This is a genomic window from Lentzea sp. HUAS TT2, assembly GCF_051853195.1.
Lineage (GTDB): Bacteria > Actinomycetota > Actinomycetes > Mycobacteriales > Pseudonocardiaceae > Lentzea.
Genome location: NZ_CP196667.1, coordinates 1,441,364 through 1,460,680 on the forward strand (window position 1 = coordinate 1,441,364; position 19,317 = coordinate 1,460,680).

17 protein-coding genes are annotated in these 19,317 nt (G+C 68.4%); 7 read left to right on the forward strand and 10 right to left on the reverse strand.

Annotated features, from left to right (window positions below; translation table 11 throughout):
- The first annotated feature begins 13 nt into the window (after positions 1 to 13).
- The 4 genes from ACSHWB_RS07165 (at position 14) to ACSHWB_RS07180 (ending at position 5,818) form a co-directional block, all read left to right on the forward strand.
- Positions 14 to 988 (forward strand): ABC transporter substrate-binding protein, encoded by a 975-nt coding sequence (locus ACSHWB_RS07165; protein ID WP_439661284.1) that lies wholly within the window; start codon positions 14 to 16, stop codon positions 986 to 988.
- 224 nt (positions 989 to 1,212) lie between these two features.
- Complete coding sequence (locus ACSHWB_RS07170) at positions 1,213 to 2,706, forward strand: alpha/beta hydrolase (RefSeq protein ID WP_439661285.1); 1,494 nt, start codon at positions 1,213 to 1,215, stop codon at positions 2,704 to 2,706.
- Between the two features lie 13 nt (positions 2,707 to 2,719).
- Positions 2,720 to 4,234, forward strand: a complete 1,515-nt coding sequence (locus ACSHWB_RS07175) for an alpha/beta hydrolase (protein WP_439661286.1) — start codon at positions 2,720 to 2,722, stop codon at positions 4,232 to 4,234.
- 63 nt (positions 4,235 to 4,297) lie between these two features.
- Positions 4,298 to 5,818: an alpha/beta hydrolase gene (locus tag ACSHWB_RS07180; protein WP_439661287.1), complete on the forward strand. Its 1,521-nt coding sequence runs from the start codon at positions 4,298 to 4,300 to the stop codon at positions 5,816 to 5,818.
- Here the strand turns inward: ACSHWB_RS07180 and ACSHWB_RS07185 are convergent.
- The 3 genes from ACSHWB_RS07185 to wecB are packed head-to-tail and all read right to left on the reverse strand — an operon-like array spanning position 5,803 to position 9,465.
- Complete coding sequence (locus ACSHWB_RS07185) at positions 5,803 to 6,417, reverse strand: hypothetical protein (RefSeq protein ID WP_439661288.1); 615 nt, start codon at positions 6,415 to 6,417, stop codon at positions 5,803 to 5,805. The genes ACSHWB_RS07180 and ACSHWB_RS07185 overlap by 16 nt on opposite strands.
- A gap of 13 nt (positions 6,418 to 6,430) precedes the next feature.
- Positions 6,431 to 8,212: a DUF2334 domain-containing protein gene (locus ACSHWB_RS07190; protein WP_439661289.1), complete on the reverse strand. Its 1,782-nt coding sequence runs from the start codon at positions 8,210 to 8,212 to the stop codon at positions 6,431 to 6,433.
- A complete protein-coding gene (gene wecB, locus ACSHWB_RS07195) occupies positions 8,209 to 9,465 on the reverse strand; it encodes a non-hydrolyzing UDP-N-acetylglucosamine 2-epimerase (RefSeq protein ID WP_439661290.1) in 1,257 nt (418 codons plus the stop codon). Before wecB ends, ACSHWB_RS07190 begins: the two co-directional genes overlap by 4 nt.
- A 343-nt stretch (positions 9,466 to 9,808) precedes the next feature.
- Here wecB and ACSHWB_RS07200 point away from each other — a divergent pair, with 343 nt between their 5' ends.
- Entirely contained in the window at positions 9,809 to 11,131 is a 1,323-nt protein-coding gene (locus tag ACSHWB_RS07200) for a glycosyltransferase family 2 protein (protein ID WP_439661291.1), read from the forward strand.
- 139 nt (positions 11,132 to 11,270) lie between these two features.
- Here ACSHWB_RS07200 and ACSHWB_RS07205 read toward each other — a convergent pair whose 3' ends face one another.
- The 5 genes from ACSHWB_RS07205 to ACSHWB_RS07225 all read right to left on the reverse strand — a co-directional run bounded on the left by ACSHWB_RS07205 (position 11,271) and on the right by ACSHWB_RS07225 (position 16,321).
- Positions 11,271 to 11,924, reverse strand: coding sequence for a response regulator (locus ACSHWB_RS07205; RefSeq protein WP_439661292.1), 654 nt, complete (start codon positions 11,922 to 11,924; stop codon positions 11,271 to 11,273).
- Positions 11,915 to 13,426 (reverse strand): GAF domain-containing protein, encoded by a 1,512-nt coding sequence (locus tag ACSHWB_RS07210; protein WP_439661293.1) that lies wholly within the window; start codon positions 13,424 to 13,426, stop codon positions 11,915 to 11,917. Before ACSHWB_RS07210 ends, ACSHWB_RS07205 begins: the two co-directional genes overlap by 10 nt.
- A gap of 137 nt (positions 13,427 to 13,563) precedes the next feature.
- On the reverse strand, positions 13,564 to 14,172 hold the full coding sequence (locus ACSHWB_RS07215; RefSeq protein WP_439661294.1) for a hypothetical protein: 609 nt from the start codon (positions 14,170 to 14,172) through the stop codon (positions 13,564 to 13,566).
- Complete coding sequence (meaB, locus tag ACSHWB_RS07220; protein ID WP_439661295.1) at positions 14,169 to 15,119, reverse strand: methylmalonyl Co-A mutase-associated GTPase MeaB; 951 nt, start codon at positions 15,117 to 15,119, stop codon at positions 14,169 to 14,171. Before meaB ends, ACSHWB_RS07215 begins: the two co-directional genes overlap by 4 nt.
- An 11-nt stretch (positions 15,120 to 15,130) precedes the next feature.
- Positions 15,131 to 16,321: an acetyl-CoA C-acetyltransferase gene (locus tag ACSHWB_RS07225; protein ID WP_439661296.1), complete on the reverse strand. Its 1,191-nt coding sequence runs from the start codon at positions 16,319 to 16,321 to the stop codon at positions 15,131 to 15,133.
- A gap of 125 nt (positions 16,322 to 16,446) precedes the next feature.
- Between ACSHWB_RS07225 and mce the strand changes: the two genes are divergently transcribed.
- On the forward strand, positions 16,447 to 16,884 hold the full coding sequence (gene mce / locus ACSHWB_RS07230) for a methylmalonyl-CoA epimerase (RefSeq protein ID WP_439661297.1): 438 nt from the start codon (positions 16,447 to 16,449) through the stop codon (positions 16,882 to 16,884).
- Here mce and ACSHWB_RS07235 read toward each other — a convergent pair.
- Positions 16,856 to 17,413, reverse strand: a complete 558-nt coding sequence (locus tag ACSHWB_RS07235) for a TetR/AcrR family transcriptional regulator (protein WP_439661298.1) — start codon at positions 17,411 to 17,413, stop codon at positions 16,856 to 16,858. The two genes, mce and ACSHWB_RS07235, sit on opposite strands and share 29 nt — an antisense overlap.
- Before the next feature lie 64 nt (positions 17,414 to 17,477).
- A complete protein-coding gene (locus ACSHWB_RS07240) occupies positions 17,478 to 17,837 on the reverse strand; it encodes an SPW repeat protein (RefSeq protein ID WP_439664540.1) in 360 nt (119 codons plus the stop codon).
- 187 nt (positions 17,838 to 18,024) lie between these two features.
- On the opposite strand from ACSHWB_RS07240, the gene ccrA reads away from it, so the two are divergent.
- Positions 18,025 to 19,314, forward strand: coding sequence for a crotonyl-CoA carboxylase/reductase (gene ccrA / locus ACSHWB_RS07245; RefSeq protein WP_439664541.1), 1,290 nt, complete (start codon positions 18,025 to 18,027; stop codon positions 19,312 to 19,314).
- Positions 19,315 to 19,317: the final 3 nt, after the last annotated feature.

Here is a 19,317-nt window from a genome sequence, read left to right on the forward strand (position 1 = left end):
AGGTGCTGGACCAATGAAGATCCGCTCCGCAGTGGCCGTCTCAGCCGCTTTCCTGCTCGCCGCGTGTGGCGGGGGTGGGCAGATTGGTGACTCGAACTCGGGCAACTCGGCCGCGAACAAGAAGCTGGTGCTGATCCCCGGCATCACGGCGGAACCGTTCTACATCTCGATGCAGTGCGGTTTCGAGGAGGCGGCGAAGGCCGCGGGCTACGAGTTCGACACCCAGGCCCCGGCGAAGTTCGACGCGGCCCAGCAGACCCCCATCGTCACGGGCATCCTCGCGTCGAAGCCGGCCGCAGTCCTGATCGCGCCGACCGACGACAAGGCCATGGCCGGCCCGATGAAGTCGCTCAAGGACGCGGGCATCAAGGTCGTCGAGGTCGACACCAAGCTCCAGGACACCTCGATCGGCGTCTCCTCCATCTCGTCCAACAACGAGCAGGGCGGCAAGCTCGCCGCCGAGACGCTGAACAAGCTCTCGGCCGGCAAGTCCGGCTCGGTGCTGGTGCTCAACACCAAGGCCGGCACGTCCACGACCGACGCCCGTGCCAAGGGCTTCGAGGACGCCATCAAGGCCTACCCGAACCTCAAGTACATCGGCCAGCAGTACACCGACAACGAGCCCGCCACCGCGGCCTCGAAGGTGACCGCGACGCTGGCCGCGAACCCGGACCTGATCGGCGTGTTCGCGACCAACCTCAACACCGGTGAGGGCGCGGCGACGGGTCTGCGGAACGCGGGCAAGACCGGAACGGTGAACCTGGTCGGCTTCGACGCGTCGCCCAAGCAGGTGCAGGACCTGCAGGCGGGCACCGTGCAGGCCCTGATCGCGCAGGACCCCGGCACGATCGGCAAGCAGGGCGTCGAGCAGGCCCTGGCGGCGATCGACGGCAAGGAGAACAAGCGCAACATCGAGACGGACCTGGTCGCCATCACGAAGGACGACGCGTCGGCCAACTCGAAGTACTTCTACAAGCAGTCCTGCTGACGTTCGGCGCTCGGAGGGCCGTTCCCACCTGGGGGACGGCCCTTCGGCCTTTCGGGGCCTTCATGACGCATGTCATGGTCTCCTGGCCGGGTGGGCTAAGACCCAAGTCGTACAACTCAGTCATCCTTCAGCGGATGTTCAGGACCCCCCAGAACCGATGAGCTAGAAGCACATTGGAGGGGGCTCGAATGCGACGAAGGAAAACCGCGGCGGCACTTGCCGTTGTGACAGCGACATCCCTGCTCATCGCACCACAGGCACTGGCGGAACCGATCCAGCAGATCCAGTGGCAGCAGTGCTTCGCCCCGGGAACCCCGGGACTTCCGCCCGGCGGCGAACGACTGGAGTGCGGCAGCTTCACCGCGCCGATGGACTGGAACAACCCGCGCAACGGCAAGACGATCACGATCGCGGTCAGCCGGCTCACGCCGAAGAACGGCACGGCGAAGTCCACGGTCTTCACCAACCCCGGCGGTCCCGGCGGCCCCGGCCGCACGATCCCGCTGCTCTACCTCGACCGGCCCAAGCTGAGCGAGAACGCCGAGATCATCGGCATCGACGTGCGCGGCACGGGCGCCAGCAGCAACGTCACGTGCGGGAGCTTCAACACCGACGGACAGGTCGACCCGCGTGATCGCAGCAAGGCCAACCTCGACCTGCTCTACGGCGCCATGGAACTGCAGGCGAAGTTCTGCCAGGCGAAGTCGGGCGAGTTCGGCAGGTACGTCTCCACCGACCAGACGGTGAAGGACCTCGACCTGCTGCGCCAGGTGCTCGGCAAGAAGAAGGTCAGCTGGCTCGGCTACTCCGGCGGCAGCTGGATGGGTGCCTACTACGCCACCTACTTCCCCAAGACGCTCGACCGGATCGTGCTCGACTCCAACGTCGACTTCACCCTGCCGTGGCAACCGATCTTCGACGACTGGGGCATGGCCTTCGAACGCCGGTTCCGCGTCGACTTCCTGCCGTGGGTGGCGAAGTACGACAGCGTCTACCACCTCGGCAAGACCGGCGAGGAGGTTCGCCAGTCCTACGAACGCACCCGCGCCAAGCTGAACGCGCAGCCCGTCACGCGACCGGACGGCGTGTACAACGGCGTCACGCTCGACCTCGTGCTGAGGTCCACGCTCTACAGCAAGGGCAGCTTCTCCGAGGGTGCGCAGAGGCTCGCGGAACTGGCCGGTGCCGTGCCCGCGCAGATGAACGCGCTGGCCAGCTATCCGGACGCCCAAATGGGCACCGCCTACTCGATCCTCTGCAACGACACTCCGTTCCACGGCGGCAGGAAGTACCTGGAGCGCGACGGCGCGCAGGACGGCGCCAAGTGGCCGCTCGTCGGCTACACCCAGGTCGCCGGCCCGTGCGCGTTCTGGGACCGGCCGGACATCAAGCTCAAGCAGCCCACCGGGATCGGCGTCGCCTCGACGTTGATGGTGCAGTCGGTGCGCGACCCGGCGACGCCGATCGAGCAGGCGCAGCGGGCACACCGGAACTTCAGGAACTCCGTGCTGCTCACCGTCGACGACGAGGGTGACCACGGCATCTACGGCTTCGGCAACCCGTGCGTCGACGACGTCGTCGAGCGCTACCTCGTCGACGGCGTCACTCCCGCCGCGGACCTGAGGTGCGCCGGTGTCGGACTGCCTGCTCCCGGCGGACAGGGCGGGCAGAACTCGCTCGCGAAGGTCCGGCAGCTCGCCACCACGCTCGGCTGGTAGAAGGGGGAAACGCATGTACCGCAACAAGATCGCGGCGGCACTCGCCGTCGTCACGGCGACATCGCTGTTCGTCGCCCCGCAGGCCCAGGCGACCGGCCTGGCCGACCAGAAGATCACCTGGCAGCAGTGCACCGACGAGCCTGGATTCGAACGGCTGCAGTGCGGCAGTTTCACCGCGCCGATGGACTGGAACAACCCGCGCAACGGCAAGACCATCACCATCGCGGTCAGCCGCACGGTTCCGTTGAACGGCAAGGCGAAGACCGCGGTCTTCACCAACCCCGGCGGACCTGGCAGCGAGGGACGCACGCTTCCGATGATCTACCTCGACCGTCCGAAGCTCAGCGAGAACGCCGAGATCTACGGCATCGACGTGCGCGGCACGGGCGCCAGCAGCAACGTGACGTGCGGCGGGTTCGACACGCTCGGCTCGACGGACCCGCGTGACCGCAGCAAGGCCAACCTCGACCTCATCTACAGCGGCATGGAGCTGCAGGCGAAGTTCTGCCAGACCAAGTCCGGTGAGCTCGGCAGGTTCATCACCACCGACCAGACCGTGAAGGACCTGGACCTGCTGCGCCAGGTGATCGGCCGCAAGAAGGTCGACTGGGTCGGCTACTCCGGCGGCAGCTGGATGGGCGCCTACTACGCCACCTACTTCCCCAAGACGCTCGACAAGATCGTGCTCGACTCGAACACCGAGTTCACCGGCACGTGGCAGTCGGTGTTCGGCGACTTCGGCATGGGCTTCGAGCGGCGGTTTCGCGTCGACTTCGCGCCGTGGGTCGCCAAGTACGACAGCGTCTACCACCTCGGCAAGACCGGTGAAGAGGTGCGGCAGAGCTACGAGCGGACACGCGCGAAGCTCGCACAGCAGCCCGTCACCCTGCCCGAGGGCACGTACTACGCGGTCACGCTGGACCTGGTGCTCGTCCAGGGCCAGTACAGCAAGTACGCGTTCGACAGCACCGCGCGCAAGTTCGCCGAACTGGCCGGCACGCTGCCGACGCCGATGAGCGCCCAGGCGTCCTACCCGGACGCCAAGAACGCCACGTTGCACTCGATCATCTGCAACGACAACGAGTTCCGCGGTGACCGCAAGTTCCTGGAGCGTGACGCGGCCAGGGACGGCGCCAAGTGGCCGCTGCTGGGCTACTACCAGCTCATGGGTCCCTGCGCGTACTGGGACAGGCCGAACGTCACTCTCAAGCAGCCCACCGGAATCGGCGTCACGCCGACGCTGATGGTGCAGTCCGAACGGGACGCACCGACGCCGATCGAGGGTGCGCGCAGGGCGCACGCCGGGTTCGCCGGATCGCGGATGCTGACCGTGAAGGACGAGGGTGACCACGGCATCTACGGGCTCGACAACGGCTGTGTGAACGACGTCGTCGAGCGTTATCTCGTCGACCGCGTGACGCCGTCCGGCGACCTGTCCTGCCCCGGAGTGCCTCTGCCAGAACCGGGTCAGCAGCAGGCCGGCCCGCTGGAGCAGGCGCGCAGGCTGGCGGTCCAGCTCGGGTGGTGACCAGACGGGCCGGTCTCCGCGTGAGACCGGCCCGTTCCTTCCGACGATGAGGGGGAGTCTCTCGTGAGAAGGCAATTGGCGGTAGTGACCGCCGCGACCATGGCCGCGACAGTGCTCGTGGCACCGCAAGCGGTGGCAGGCACCAGGTTCGCGAGCCAGGAGATCACCTGGCAGTTGTGCAACGACGATCCCGGATTCGAACGGCTGCAGTGCGGCACGTTCACCGCGCCGATGGACTGGCACAACCCCGACAACGGCAAGACCGTCACGATCGCGGTCAGCCGCACGGTTCCGTTGAACGGCAAGGCGAAGAGCACCATCTTCACCAACCCCGGCGGGCCCGGCGGCGAGGGCCGTTCGCTCCCGATGGTCTACCTGAACCGGCCGAAGCTCAGCGAGAACGCCGAGATCTACGGCATCGACGTGCGCGGTACCGGTGCCAGCGACAACGCCACCTGCGGCGGCTACCAGCACCGCCTCGCCACCGACTGGCGCGACCGCGGCAAGGCGAACCTCGACCTGCTCTACGGCGGCATGGAACTGCAGGCGAAGTTCTGCCAGACCAAGTCCGGCGAGCTCGGCCGTCACCTGACGACCGAGCAGACAGTGCGCGACCTCGACCTGCTCCGCCAGCTCCTCGGCCGCAAGAAGGTCAGCTGGCTCGGCTACTCCGCCGGCACCTGGATGGGCGCCCACTACGCCACCTTCTTCCCGAAGACGCTCGACAAGATCGTGCTCGACTCCAACATCGAGTTCACCGAGTCGTGGCAGACGGCCTTCAACAACCTCCCGGCAGGCTCCGAGCTGAGGTTCCGCACGGACTTCCTGCCGTGGGTCGCCGAGTACGACACCGCGTTCGGGCTCGGCAAGACCGCGGAGGAGGTCCGGCAGAGCTACGAGACCACGCGCGCACGGCTGGTCGAGCAGCCCTACGTCCTGCCCGACGGCGCCGTCGTCACCCCGGTCGTGCTGGACGCCGTGATCTTCAGCGGCCTCTACAGCAAGGGCTCCTTCGAGGGCACGGCCCAGCTGCTCGCGCTGGTCGCGGGCACCCTGCCGATCTCACTGGCCGCACCGCGGCAGTACCCGGACTCGATCATGGGAACGCAGATGTCGATCCTGTGCAACGACACCCCGTTCCGCGGGGACCGGAAGTCGCTGGAGCGCGAGGGGAACCAGAGCGTCAGGAAGTACTCGCTCGTCGGCGGCTACCAGATCACCGGCCCGTGCGCGTGGTGGGACCGCCCGAACGTCCAGCTCAAGCGTCCCAACAGCAAGGGCATCGAGTCGGCGCTGATGGTGCAGTCGGTGCGCGACCCCGCGACGCCTCTCGGAGGCGCGCAACGGGCGCATGCCGGGTTCGCCAACTCGCGCATGCTCACCGTGCTGGACGAGGGTGACCACGGCATCTACGGGTTCGGCGGCAACAACTGCGTCGACGACGTGGTGGAGAGCTACCTCGTCGACGGCGTGGTGCCGGCGAAGGACCTGAGCTGCCCCGGTGTGCCGTTGCCGGTACCGGGTGAGAGCAAGGGCAACCCGCTCACCGAGGCGCACCGGCTGGCGGCTCAGCTCGGCTGGTGAACCTCCAGCACCGCCTGGGAGAACGTGGTGTACCAGGCGCTCTCGGTGAACCGGGGCCCGGTCTCCTCCCCCAGGTACAGATCTATGTGCCGCTCCCCGCCCAGCCCAGGGGTGAACTCGTCGGTGATCTCCCAGGACGAGGCCGCGAGCTTCTGGCACACGGCCGCGTCGACGTTGCCGCCCTCGGGCGTCTGTCCACAGGAGACGAGCTTGATCCGTGACCCCGTCCGCATCCCGTCCGCGGCTGCGGAGACGAAGGGCTTCAGGGGCTTGCCGAACGAGTCGCGCGGCTCGGTGTCGAGCCAGTAGCCCTTGTCGTAGGACCAGTTGAGGTACCGGCCGGAGGATGTGCGGCCGGTACCTTCGTCCTTCACCGCCTTCGCGAACGACTGCGGGAACGTGCCGAGCACGTCGTCGCCGTTCTCGCAGTCGATGACCAGGCATCCCCGCACGGGCGCCGACGGTCCGGTGTGGAACGACTCGACGGCGGTGTAGTAGACGGTGACCTCCCAGCCCTCGTCGACGCCACCGGGTGTGGGCGGGCCGCCCTGACCGGCTGAACATCCGGCCAGGAGCAGCACCGCCCACAACCAGCGCACCAAGAACCTCCTGTTACCCCGCCATCAGGGTGCCGACGGACACGAACGAGTAGCCCGCGCCCTTCAGTCCCGCGACGGTCTGCTGCAGGTACGTCGTACCGAGGTACGGGTGGTAGAAGAAGCTCGCCACGCCATCATCGACCACCTTGAGCTGGTTCGCCGTCTTGACCAGGTCGGCGGGCAGGCGGGCCGGGTGGTTGTTGAACGGCTCCGGCTCGACGTTGCCGACCGCCTCCGGCGCCACCACGGAGCCGTAGACGTCGCGGACCAGGTACGGGAAGTACTGGCCGTAGATCTTGTCGTACTGCGGGGTGCCGGTGCCGCACGCGCCACCGGGGCAGTAGCCGCCGAAGTACAGGCCGCGGTCGTAGCGCTTGCCGAAGTTCTGCTGGATGACCTGGTAGTCCACGGCGGACGCGGCGTAGTGCGGCGGTTCGAAGATGGCCGGCTTGCCGAAGCCCGCCAGTGCGAACGCGTTCGTCGCCGAGTTGATCCGGCCCTGCATCCACGCAGCCGAGTCACCGGGGACCGGGCCGTCGTAGATCACGCTGTCGTTCGCGTCGACGTGGGCCGTGTAGAACTCGAAGTCGTTGCCGCTGCGGCCGTCGTACGGGTTGACCGCCTTGCCGAACTGGTGCGTGTAGCCGTGCATCAGGATGGTGCCGCCGCGCTGGGTCATGTACCGCAACGCACTCATGACCTGCGGCTTCTGGTTGAGGTTCGCCGCCTCGGGCACGCCGTTGTTGTCGGCGCCCAGCGGGTTCTCGTAGCGCGGGTAGACCGCGATGCTGAACGGCACCTTCTGCGCGTACAGGTAGTCGGCGACCGCCCGCAACTCGTTGGGGTCGGCGTCGGGGCCGACGTCCTCGATGCGCACCAGCGCCCGCTTGCGGTCGACCATGGTCGGGTTCGACACGCGGGAGATCAGGTCCGCCGCCGCCAGGTAGCGGTCGCCGTGGTCGACGTAGCTGAACGGGACCTCGCCGATGTAGGTGAGGTTCTTGGCCTTGGTGGCCCAGTTGATCGGGCCGGCCGCCGAACCCGTCGCGATCGCCGGTGCGGACGCGATGGCCGGGTTCGTGATCGAGGTGATCATCAGACCGGACGGGGTCGCGAGCGCGTTGCGGCCGAGGTCGGTGTTCTCGTACCGGACCGTGGTCGCGGCACCGAAGTCGTACTGCACCCAGTTCCAGCCGTACGTGGTGGCGAAGCTGGGCGCGCGGGCGGTGAGCTGCCAGATGTTGTGCGCCATCCACAGCACCGGCTTGCTGCCCGCCAGCACGTCGTCGAGGAACGCCACCGGGATCGGCTCGTCGTAGGTCGAACCGATGTAGATCACGCCGGTGTAGCCCGACATCTCACCGGCCACATAGGACCCGACCGGGTGCATGACGTACGAGCTGCCGTGCGAGACCAGGTTGCCGGTCTGCACCGCGTACGCCTCGCCGAGCCAGGCCCACGGACCCGTGCTGTCGTAGAGCACCAACGTCTTCTGCGTGGCCTTCGCACCGGGCGCGGCGCCGCCGTTCGTGCCGGCGGCAGCGGCCTGCGCGGTCAGGCCCAGCGAGCTCAGCGCGGTCGAGACCACGCCCGGCTGGGTCGTGCGCTTGGCGATGCGCGGGCTGGTCGCCGCCGGCTTGGTCTGCGGCTTCGGCGGCGCGGGCAGCGCGTTCTCGACGAGCTCGCCGACCGGGTCCAGGTTGAGCGAGATCGGCGCGGCCTGGGCGGCGGGCGCGGGCACCATCGCGACCGCGAGCGCAACCCCGGCAGCGACCTTGAGCAGTCGGCTTCTCATGCCACATCTACCTCTCCGGACATGCGCACGGTCGCGCTGCCCGCGTACGGAGCGAACTCGGCGGGTCGTTGCTGTTGCAGGCCCAGCAGCCAGGCCAGTGCCTGTTCCGTGCGCACGGAGGCGAGCCCGTCACCGAACGGGTTGCCGTCCGCGGTCATCGCCTCGCGCGCGGAAGGACTGTCGAGCAGTTCGAGGGTCAGCGACGTGATGCGCTCGCGGTCGGTGCCGACGAGGACGGCACAGCCCGAGTTGACGGCCTCCATCCGTTCGGTCACGTCCCGCAGCACCAGCGCCGGAACGCCGAACGACGGCGCCTCCTCCTGGATGCCGCCCGAGTCGGACAGCACCAGCGTGCACTGCGCGAGGAGCCTGGCCATCTGCGCGTACGGCAGCGGGTCGGTGATCGTGACGCGGGGGACGCCACCGAGCACGTCCACGACCTGTTGACGCACAGCGGGATTCGGGTGCGCGGGCAGCACGACCTCGACGTCGGGACGGGCCCGCACGATGTCCACCACGGCGTGCAGCACGCGGTCGAGCGGCTCGCCCCACGACTCGCGGCGGTGCGTGGTGACCAGCACGAGCCGCGACTGTCCACCGTGGACCCGGTTCTCGATCTCCTGCAGCCTGCTGTCGCCGTAGGGCGCGCGGCGGGCTGCGACGTCGAGCACGGCGTCCACCACGGTGTTGCCGATGGTCAGGACGTTGTTGCCCTGCAGCGACTCGGCGGCGAGGTGCGCGGCGGAGTCACCGGTCGGCGTGAGGTGCAGCGACGCGAGCTGGCCGACCATCTTGCGGTTCCCCTCCTCGGGGAACGGCGAGGTCAGGTCGTGCGAGCGCAGGCCGGCCTCGAGGTGCACGACGGGGATCTGCCGCCAGAACGCGGCGAGCGCGCCCGCGAGCGTCGTCGTCGTGTCGCCCTGGACGAGCACGGCGCCCGGCGTGCGTTCGGTGAAGAGCCGGTCGAGTTCCTCGATCAGCTGGCTGGTGAGCTCCGCCTGGCCGCCGGTGACGCGGTTCAGCTTGAGTCTGACGTCGGCCGCGAAGCCGAACGACTCGAGCGCCTGGTCGACCATTTCGGGGTGCTGGCCGGAGTTCACCAGCACCGGCCGAATGCGGCCGCCCGAGAACATCGCGGCGGCCACCGGAGCCATCTTGACTGCTTCCGGCCGCGTTCCTGCGATCAGGAAAACTTCGGGAACCTCGCCCGCGCGGAACTGCCGAGGGCCGGGCACCAGGGCACTTAGTCCCATCTTTTACCTCTTTGGACTCTTCAGGCACGCGCGGCGAACGTGCGCCAGCACCGCAGCGGTTCATCTCCGCTGACAATCAATTGGTACCCGGCTCTCCGGGGTACCGCCATATCGGTGATCACCTTTGCGAACCTCGTGTAACGAAGGTCCATTCGTCCCCGATATGGCCGTTGACGCTCTGCTCCGCTAGCCCTACTCTCGCCACGAACACCAGCTCCTGGCCCTGCTGTCTGGTATCTCGCACCGGCCCAGCGCTTCGTTACCAGGAGCACAGAATGAGCAAGCCTCACCTCCACACAACTGTTATTGCCTCTGCAACCGCTTTTGTAGACAGGTTTGTGTCATGAGCGACACGACACAATTCGCCACGTTCATGCTCGTCTTGCTGGTGTTTTGGCCCCTCTACAACCTGGTGCTCGCACTGTTCGTCTGGTGGCGCCCGAAACCGGGCGGACCGGAAGTGCCTTCGCGCCATCCGTTGCAGTACTGGATCATCATTCCGGCATTGAACGAGGAACGTGTCGTAGCCAACACAGTGCGCTCCGCACTCGCTTTGGACGGAGCCCGCACACCGGTTCAGGTCGTCGTCGTGGACGACGGCTCCGACGACCGCACGCCGAACGTGCTGGCCGAGATCGACGACCATCGGCTGCACGTGCTCAGACGCAACCCGCCGGAGGCCCGCAAGGGCAAGGGCGAGGCGCTCAACCACGCCTTCCGCTACATCCGCGGCATCGCGGAGGAGGCGGGCATGGTGCACCGCACGATCGTCGGCGTGATCGACGGCGACGGCCGCGGCGAGCCCGGCATGCTGTCCGAGATCTCCGCGTACTTCGCGCAACGCGCCGTCGGTGCCGTGCAGTGCCGTGTCCGGATCCACAACCGCACCAACCTGCTGGCGTTCCTGCAGGACCTGGAGTTCAGCTGCGTGGTGGACGCCTCGCAGTCGTTGCGGGACGTCGTCGGCACGGTCGGGCTCGGTGGCAACGGCCAGTTCGTGCGGCTCAGCACGCTGATGGGCCTGGGCGAGACGCCGTGGTCCGCGTGCCTGGTCGAGGACCTGGAGCTCGGCCTGCGCGTGCACCTGACCGGCCAGCGCGTCCGGTACGCCACGCACGCGACGATCACCCAGCAGGGCCTGATCGACGTGCAGCGGCTGCTGCGCCAGCGCACCCGGTGGGGCCAGGGCAACCTGCAGTGCCTCGGGTACGTGCCGAAGCTGATCAGGGCCAAGCACGTGGGGTCCGTCGCGCTGCTCGAGTTCCTGCAGTACCTGCTGACGCCGTGGCTGGTCGCGCCGATGACGTTGCTCATCACCGGGTTGGTGGGCGTCAACTTCTACGCGCAGCTCTCCGGCCACGCGATCGGCGGCTTCACCGCGGAGAGCTCGAACGTCCTGCTGGCGCTGGGGATCTGGCTGGTGGCGCTGGTGCTGCCCGGCCTGATCTGGGGCGTGGTGCACCGGCTCAAGAACGGCGACGAGCCGCTGTGGAGATGCCTGCTCGTCAGCCTGGCCTACCCGTTCTTCCTGATCCTGGGCTCGGTCTCGACGCTGCGCGCGCTGTACCGGCACTTCGCAGGGCGCAACACGTGGGCGAAGACGGAACGCCTGGTGGAGAAGGAGGTTCCGGCGGTGGCCGGGGCTCCGATGCCGAAGATCGCCTAGCCTGGCTCTCCCGGCCCCGCACGCCTGTTGGTAGTAGGAAAGCGCCTGTTGATGTTGAGTTGGTGGTACTTGCAGACGCCATCAAGGCAAGGCGCGGGGCCGCTCGGGCGAGTAACGGACACAACTTCTGGCAACAGGCTCAGAAAGTGCCGGGGTGCGTGCGTCTGCGGCGGGCCGCGTAGACGCCCGCCTCGGTGCGGCGGTCGAAGCCGAGCTTGTGCAGCAACGACGACACGTAGTTCTTCACGGTCTTCTCGGCGAGGAACAGCCGGTTCGCGATCTGCCGGTTCGTCATGCCCTCGGCGATGAGGTCGAGGATGCGGCGTTCCTGGGGACTCAGCGCGGCATAGCGCGGATCCTCCTCCGGCCCGCCGCGGAGCCGTTGCAGCACGGTGGCCGTGACGCCGGCGTGCAGCAGCGACCCGCCGGAGGCGAGGGTGCGTACGGCGGCGACGAGATCGTTACCGGACACCTCTTTCAGCATGTACCCGGCCGCGCCCGCCATGATCGCGCCGAACAGCGCCTCATCGTCCGAATAGGACGTGAGCATCAGGCACGCGGGCGCCGGATCGACCAGGCTCCTGATCTCCCGGCACACCGTGACGCCGTCGCCGTCGGGCAGCCGCACGTCGATGATCGCCACGTCGGGCTTGAGCCGCGGCGCCTGCGCGACCGCGGACGTGGCGCTGTCCGCCTGACCGACGACCTTGATGTCCTCCGCCTGTGCCAGCAACTGCACGAGTCCGCGCCGCACGATCTCGTGGTCGTCCACCAACAGCACCGCTATCGCCATCTCGCCTCCTGCAGCACCAGTGGGACGAACCAGGTGATGCTCACCCCGGAACCGGGGATCGAGTCCACCGCGCAGTCGCCGTGGTGACGCCGCGCCCGAGCCGCCATGTTCGCGAGGCCGCCCGTGTGATGGGCCGCGTCACCGGAATCGTCAGCCAACGGCAAGCCTCTGCCGTCGTCCTTGACCATCAGCTCGACGCTCGTCACGGTGCGGTCGACGCTCACGGCCACAGCGACGTGCTTCGCGTTCGCGTGGCGCACGACGTTGGTCAGCGCCTCCCTCAGCGTCGCGAGCAGGTCAGGCCTGACCTGGTCCGGCACGACGGTGTCCAACGGCCCTTCGAGCGACACGTCCGGCTCGAACCCCAGCAGCTGCGCGGACTCGTGCACCGCGTTGAGCAGGTGCCCGCGCAGGCTCGTGCCCCCGGTCGGCGGTTCCTGCAGGGAGAAGATGGTGCGGCGGATCTCGCGGATCGTGTGGTCGACCTCCTCCACGAACCCGCTGATCCGCTCGGCGGTCTGCGGCCGCACGCTCGTGCCGGTCAGTCCCTGCAACCCGAGCCCGAGCCCGAACAGCCGCTGGATGACCAGGTCGTGCAGGTCCCGCGCGATGCGGTCGCGGTCCTCCAGCACCGCGAGCCGCTCGGTGTCGCCCTTCGCCCGCGTGAACTCCAGCACCAGCGCGGCCTGCGCGGCGAAGGCCTCGATGAGGTCGGGGTCGTCGAAGCCGGGCTCGCCGCGCGGGCGGGCGACGATGAGGACGCCGATGGTCCGTTCCCCCACGGTCAGCGGCACCATCGCGGACGGGCCCGGCACCACGGGCAGCTTGCCCTCGTCGTGGCACTCGCCCCGGCCCGACTCGAAGACCCGGTAGGTGACCGTGCCCTCGCGCGGGACCCGCGTGCCCTCGGCGTCGTACGTGCCGCCGTCGGTCACCTCGATGACCAGGTCGCCGTTGTGGTCGGGCAGGACCACCGCCGCGAAGTCGGCCTTCGCCGTCCTGCGCGCGGTCCTCGCCACCAGGTAGAGGGCGTCGCGGCCGTCCGTGCCCATCAGCAGCCTGGTGGTCACCTCGGCGGCGGCCCTGAGCCACACCTCGCGTTTGCGGCCCTGCTCGTAGCGGTCCAGGTGGCCCACGGCACTGCCCGCCGCCGTCGCCAGCGCGGTGAGGATGTCGCGGTCGCGTGCGCTGAACTCCGGCTTGCCCGACAGGAAGAGGTTGCCGAACGTCTCGTCGTGGACCTTGATCGGCGCGCCCAGGAAGTCCGCCGTGCCGATCGAGCGCGGGTCACCGGACGTGATCTGGACCTGGCCGTCGTGGTGGGCGGTGAACTCGGTGAGCCCCTTGTGGCCGTTGATCACGGCCAGCGCGCCGTAGGGGGCCTCGATCAGATCGCACGCGGACACGACGACGTGGCGGAGGAGTTCGGGAAGGGTGTCGTCCTCGGCGAACGACAGCACGACGTCCAGCACTCGCTGTTCCGTGCTCACCTTGCCGCCCACGGCTTCACCCCTTGGGGGGATAGAAGTGACACCGTACGAACGACTGAGGGTAACTCCCCAGCGTAGTCAAGGGGGAGACCATCACTGCAAACAGTGAACTTTGGGACTACTGAGAGTAGAGGTGCGTCTCGGATGGCTCAGTGGAGCCCGACGGTGAACCCCTCGTCGATGACCCCGCGGTAGATCTGCGGGGCGAACGTCCGCAGCGCGTGGTCCATCGGCCCGATGAACCCGGCCGAGTCACCCAGCGGCAGGCGGTAGCCGTTCTGCACGCGGTGGAACTCCCACATCGGCTCCATCGTCGGGTGCGCCGGCCGGAACTGCTGCGGATCGCGCGGGTGCAGGTCGACCCGCACCAGGGTCCTGCGCACCAGGGCGTCCGCGAGCTGGACCGCGCGCTCCTGGGTCCGGGAGATCGAGATCGCGCCCAGCTCCTGCCAGGCCACGGCCCACGGCATGCCCTGCGGGTCGTCCAGGCGGATGCCCTGCTGCTCGATGACCAGCTTGCGCGGCCGGGAGATCGTCTTCCACTTGACCACGGCCATCACGCCGATGCCCGTGAAGGCGACGCCGATGACGGCCGCGATGCTGCCGCCGACGGGTTCGCCGTCGATGAAGGCGGTGACGGCGCCGACCAGGGCGAGGATGCCGAGGATCCCGGCGACCGAGCCGCCGATCAGGACTTTGCGGGTGTCGCTCTTGCCGAGGTCGATGACGACAGGCGGAGGCGCTCCCCAAGCGGTCATGACGGCAGGTTACCGCTGATCAACAGCTCGGCGGCGGCGAAGGGGTCGAGTTCACCCTCGACCACGCGCTTCGCGAGCTGGTCGACGGGGCCGAAGCGGGTGCGGACGCGTTCGACGGCAATCGCCTCGATCTCGGCGCCCGCGCGGCGCAGGCGGCGTTCGGTCAGCTCGCCGTGCTCCGCCATCCACGACTGGTGTTCGGTGATCGCCTCGACGACGCGGTCGAGGCCTTCCATGCGCGCCGCCACGGTCTTCACGACAGGCACGCGCCAGGACGGGCCCTCGCGGTCCTTGCGGCCCAGCGAGATCATGTACTTGAGGTCGCGCGCGGTCTGGTCGGCGCCGTCGCGGTCGGCCTTGTTGACCACGAACACGTCCGCGATCTCCAGGATGCCCGCCTTCGCCGCCTGGATGCCGTCGCCCATGCCCGGTGCGAGGAGCACGAGCGTCGTGTCGGCCAGCGCCACGATCTCGACCTCGGACTGCCCGACGCCGACCGTCTCCACGATGATCACGTCGAACCCTGCCGCGTCCAGGACCCGCAGCGCCTGCGGGGTCGCCCAGGACAGGCCGCCGAGGTGGCCGCGGGTGGCCATGGAACGGATGAAGACGCCGGGATCGGTGGCGTGGTCGCCCATCCGCACGCGGTCGCCCAGCAGGGCACCGCCGGAGAACGGGCTGGACGGGTCGACGGCGATCACCGCGACGCGCTTGTCCTGCTCACGGAAAGCACGCACCAGCGCGTTCGTGGAGGTCGACTTGCCGACGCCGGGAGCGCCGGTGATGCCGACGACCTGGGCGTGCCCGGTGTGCGGGGCGAGCGCCGCGGCCACCTCGGGCAGCCTGGCGCTTCCCTGTTCCACCAGGGAGATCAGTCTGGCGACCGCGCGCGGCTCGCCGTCACGCGCGCGGTCGACCAGTCCTGGTACGTCAACAGCTGTGGCCACAGCCAAGGACATTAGGCCTTGGAGGGCACGCGGATGATCAGAGCATCGCCCTGACCACCACCACCGCACAGCGCCGCGGCACCCACGCCGCCGCCCCTGCGCTGCAGTTCCAGCGCGAGGTGCAGCGCGATGCGGGCGCCCGACATGCCGATCGGGTGGCCCAGCGCGATGGCGCCGCCGTTGACGTTGACCTTGTCCTCGGAGATTCCGAGCTCACGGGAGGAGACGATGCCGACCGCCGCGAACGCCTCGTTGATCTCGATCAGGTCGAGGTCGGCGGGGTCGATGCCCTCCTTGGCGCAGGCGGCCTTGATGGCGTTGGACGGCTGCTCGTGCAGCGAGGCGTCGGGGCCCGCGACGACGCCGTGGGCGCCGATCTCCGCGATCCACTCGAGGCCCAGCTCCTCGGCCTTCGCCTTGCTCATCACGACCACGGCGGCCGCGCCGTCGGAGATCTGCGACGCCGAGCCCGCGGTGATGGTGCCGTCCGCGGCGAACGCCGGGCGCAGCTTGCCGAGCGAGTCGGTGGTGGTGTCCGCACGCACACCCTCGTCCGTGCTGAACAGGACCGGGTCGCCCTTGCGCTGCGGGATGGAGACCGGTGCGATCTCGGCCTCGAAGACACCGTTCTCGGCGGCCTTGGCGGCGAGCTGGTGCGACCGCGCGGAGAACGCGTCCTGCTCCTCGCGCGTGACGCCGTAGCGGCCGTTGTACTTCTCGGTCGAGACGCCCATGGCGACCTGGTCGAACGCGCAGAACAGGCCGTCGAGCGCCATGTGGTCCTGCATCGTCACGTCGCCGTACTTGAACCCGCCGCGCGACTTCGGCAGCAGGTGCGGCGCCTGCGTCATCGACTCCTGGCCACCGGCCACGACGACGTCGAACTCGCCCGCGCGGATCAGCTGGTCGGCCAGCGCGATCGCGTCGATGCCGGACAGGCACACCTTGTTGATGGTCAGCGCGGGGACGCTCATCGGGATGCCCGCGGCCACCGCGGCCTGGCGGGCGGGAATCTGGCCCGCGCCGGCGGTGAGCACCTGACCCATGATCACGTACTGCACCTGCTCGGGGGCGACGCCCGCACGTTCCAGTGCCGCCTTGATCGCGACGCCACCCAGCTGGGCGCCCGAGAAGTCCTTGAGCGATCCCAGCAGTCGGCCCATCGGGGTACGCGCCCCGGCGACGATCACGGAACCGGACACAACTGCCTCCATTGGAAGAGCGAACGGTCGTTAACTAGGCACCATACCTGGGGCTACTGGGCGGTAATCGTGTGAGACCCCGCACAGGAGCACCTGCACCGATCACGTAGTTACCCTTGCCCGCTATGAACGCAGACATCGCTCGATTCGTGACCGCGATCGACCACGTGGGCATCGCGGTGCCCGACCTCGACGTCGCCATCGCGTTCTACCGCGACAACTTCGGCCTCGAAGTGGCCCACGAGGAGGTCAACGAGGAGCAGGGTGTGCGCGAGGCGATGCTGCACGCGCCGGGCGACCACGCCGGTACCGCGATCCAGCTGCTGGCGCCGTTGAACGAGGACTCGACGATCGCGAAGTTCATCGGCCGCTCCGGGCCCGGCCTGCAGCAGCTCGCCTACCGGGTGTCCGATGTGGACGTCGCGGCGGACGCGCTGCGGGCGAAGGGCCTGCGGCTGCTCTACGACGAGGCGCGGCGCGGCACGTCCGACAGCAGGGTCAACTTCGTGCACCCCAAGGACGCGGGCGGCGTGCTCATCGAGCTGGTCGAGCCAGCGCGTTAGCCACGAAGCTCAGCTCTCGGTCGATCGGGTCCTCCTCGTCGCTGTGCCTCGCCACCGAATGCCGGTAGCTGACGGCAAGCGCGAGGAGCGCCGCGGCGGCCTCGACGTCCTTGAGCGCGACGGCCGCTCCGCCCGCGGCCAGGATGACCTGCTTGATCTGCGCCGCGACGTTCTCGTAGCGCGCCCGCATCGCGTCTCTGACCGCCGAATGCGTGTCCGCTTCACGCCACAACAGGTGGGACAGCAGCGGTGAGGCGTTCAAGCGCGCGTCGAGTGCGGCCACGAGCCTTCTGAGCGACTCGGCGACGTCCCCCGCCACGACGATCTTGCGGTGGTCGACCGTGCTGTCCGGCAGCCGCGTGACCAGTGCCGCGAGCAGGTCCTTCTTGCGGTTGAAGTAGTAGTGCACCAGGCCCTTGGGCACGCCGGCGCGTTCGGCGATCCGCGAGGTCGGGGTGGCGTCGAAGCCTCCGTCGGCGAACAGCTCCTCGGCCGCGGCCAGGATGCGCTCCTTGGCCGAATCCTCCACGCGTCTCCCTCTCACGGCTGTGTGGGCCCAAGATCGTTCCTGGGCCCACAGGTCTGCTGACTGATCAGTGCGGCTGGGCCGCGGCCGAGTGTGCCGCGTTCGCGGAGGGCATCGCCAGCGCTCCAGCGGCAATGGTGAGCACGCCACCGACCCAGGAGACCCACGAGGCCGCCATCAGGTCGCTGTAGCCCATCACCCACGGAGAGATGAACAGCAGTGCTCCGAGCACCATCTGCACGTACTCCCCGTAGATCATCGCGGGCCGTGCGAGCTCGACGAGTCCGTCGAGCGCGATGAGCGCGCCGAGCACGATCATCGTCCACATGGCCGCGTTCGAGGTGTCCACGACGAGCGGAGACAGCAGCACCAGAACACCGATCGCCACCTCGGCCCAGTCCTGCCACCTGGTCCACGCCTTGGTCATCTCCACCACCTCCTCCTTCTCGGACACCTCAATGGTCCTCCTTGATTGGCCGCCCGGTCAACTCTTCCGAGTGGAATCCCTCACAAGCGGGATTCTGAATCGGTTACTCCTGAGTAACCTCCGGCAACCTGCGACTATCCCTCACTAGGGAAGGAATGCCGCCGTGCAGAAGATCCTTGACGCGATCATGGCCGACGAGCTGGACGCCATCGGTTCGTTGGACGTTCCGGACAGCTATCGGGGCGTGACCGTGCACGCGGACGAGGCCGACATGTTCTCGGGCCTCGAGACGAGGGACAAGGACCCTCGCAAGTCGCTGCACGTCGACGAGGTGGCCACGCCCGAGCTCGGGCCGGGTGAGGCGCTGGTCGCCGTCATGGCCTCCGCGATCAACTACAACACCGTGTGGACCTCGATCTTCGAGCCGGTGTCCACGTTCGGCTTCCTCAAGAAGCTGGGCGGCCGCCACGACCTGCCGTACCACGTCGTGGGATCGGACCTGGCCGGCGTCGTCGTCCGGGTCGGCCCCGGTGTCACCGCGTGGAAGCCGGGCGACCGCGTCGTGGCGCACTGTCTGGACGTGCCGCTGGAGGCGCCGGACGGCCACAACGACACGATGCTCGACCCGCAGCAGCGGATCTGGGGCTTCGAGACGAACTTCGGTGGCCTGGCCGACCTCGCGCTGGTGAAGTCGAACCAGCTGATGCCGATGCCCAAGCACCTCACGTGGGAAGAGGCCGCCTCGCCGGGCCTGGTGAACTCCACCGCGTACCGCCAGCTGGTGTCGACCAACGGCGCCAACATGAAGCAGGGCGACACGGTCCTGATCTGGGGTGCGTCCGGCGGTCTGGGTTCGTACGCCACGCAGTTCGCGCTGAACGGTGGCGCCACGCCTGTTTGCGTCGTCTCCTCGCCGGAGAAGGCGGAGATCGTTCGTTCCATGGGCGCCGAACTGATCATCGATCGCTCGGCAGAGGGCTACAAGTTCTGGAAGAACGAGCACGAGCAGGACCCGCGCGAGTGGAAGCGGTTCGGCGCGCGCATCCGCGAACTGACCGGTGGCGAGGACCCGGACATCGTGTTCGAGCACCCCGGCCGGGAGACGTTCGGCGCGTCGGTGTTCGTGGCGCGCAAGGGCGGCAAGATCGTCACGTGCGCGTCGACGTCCGGCTACATGCACCAGTACGACAACCGCTACCTCTGGATGAACCTCAAGAGCATCATCTCCTCGCACTTCGCGAACTACCGCGAGGCGTGGGAGGCGAACCGGTTGATCGCAAAGGGAAAGATCCACCCGACAGTGTCCAAGGTGTACTCAATGGACGAAACGGGCCAGGCGGCGCACGACGTGCACCGCAACGCGCACCAGGGCAAGGTCGGCGTGCTCTGCCTTGCGCCGGAAGAAGGTCTTGGTGTGCTGGATCACGAACTACGCGCGCAGCACCTCACAGCTATCAATCGATTCCGGGGTGTGTGACCT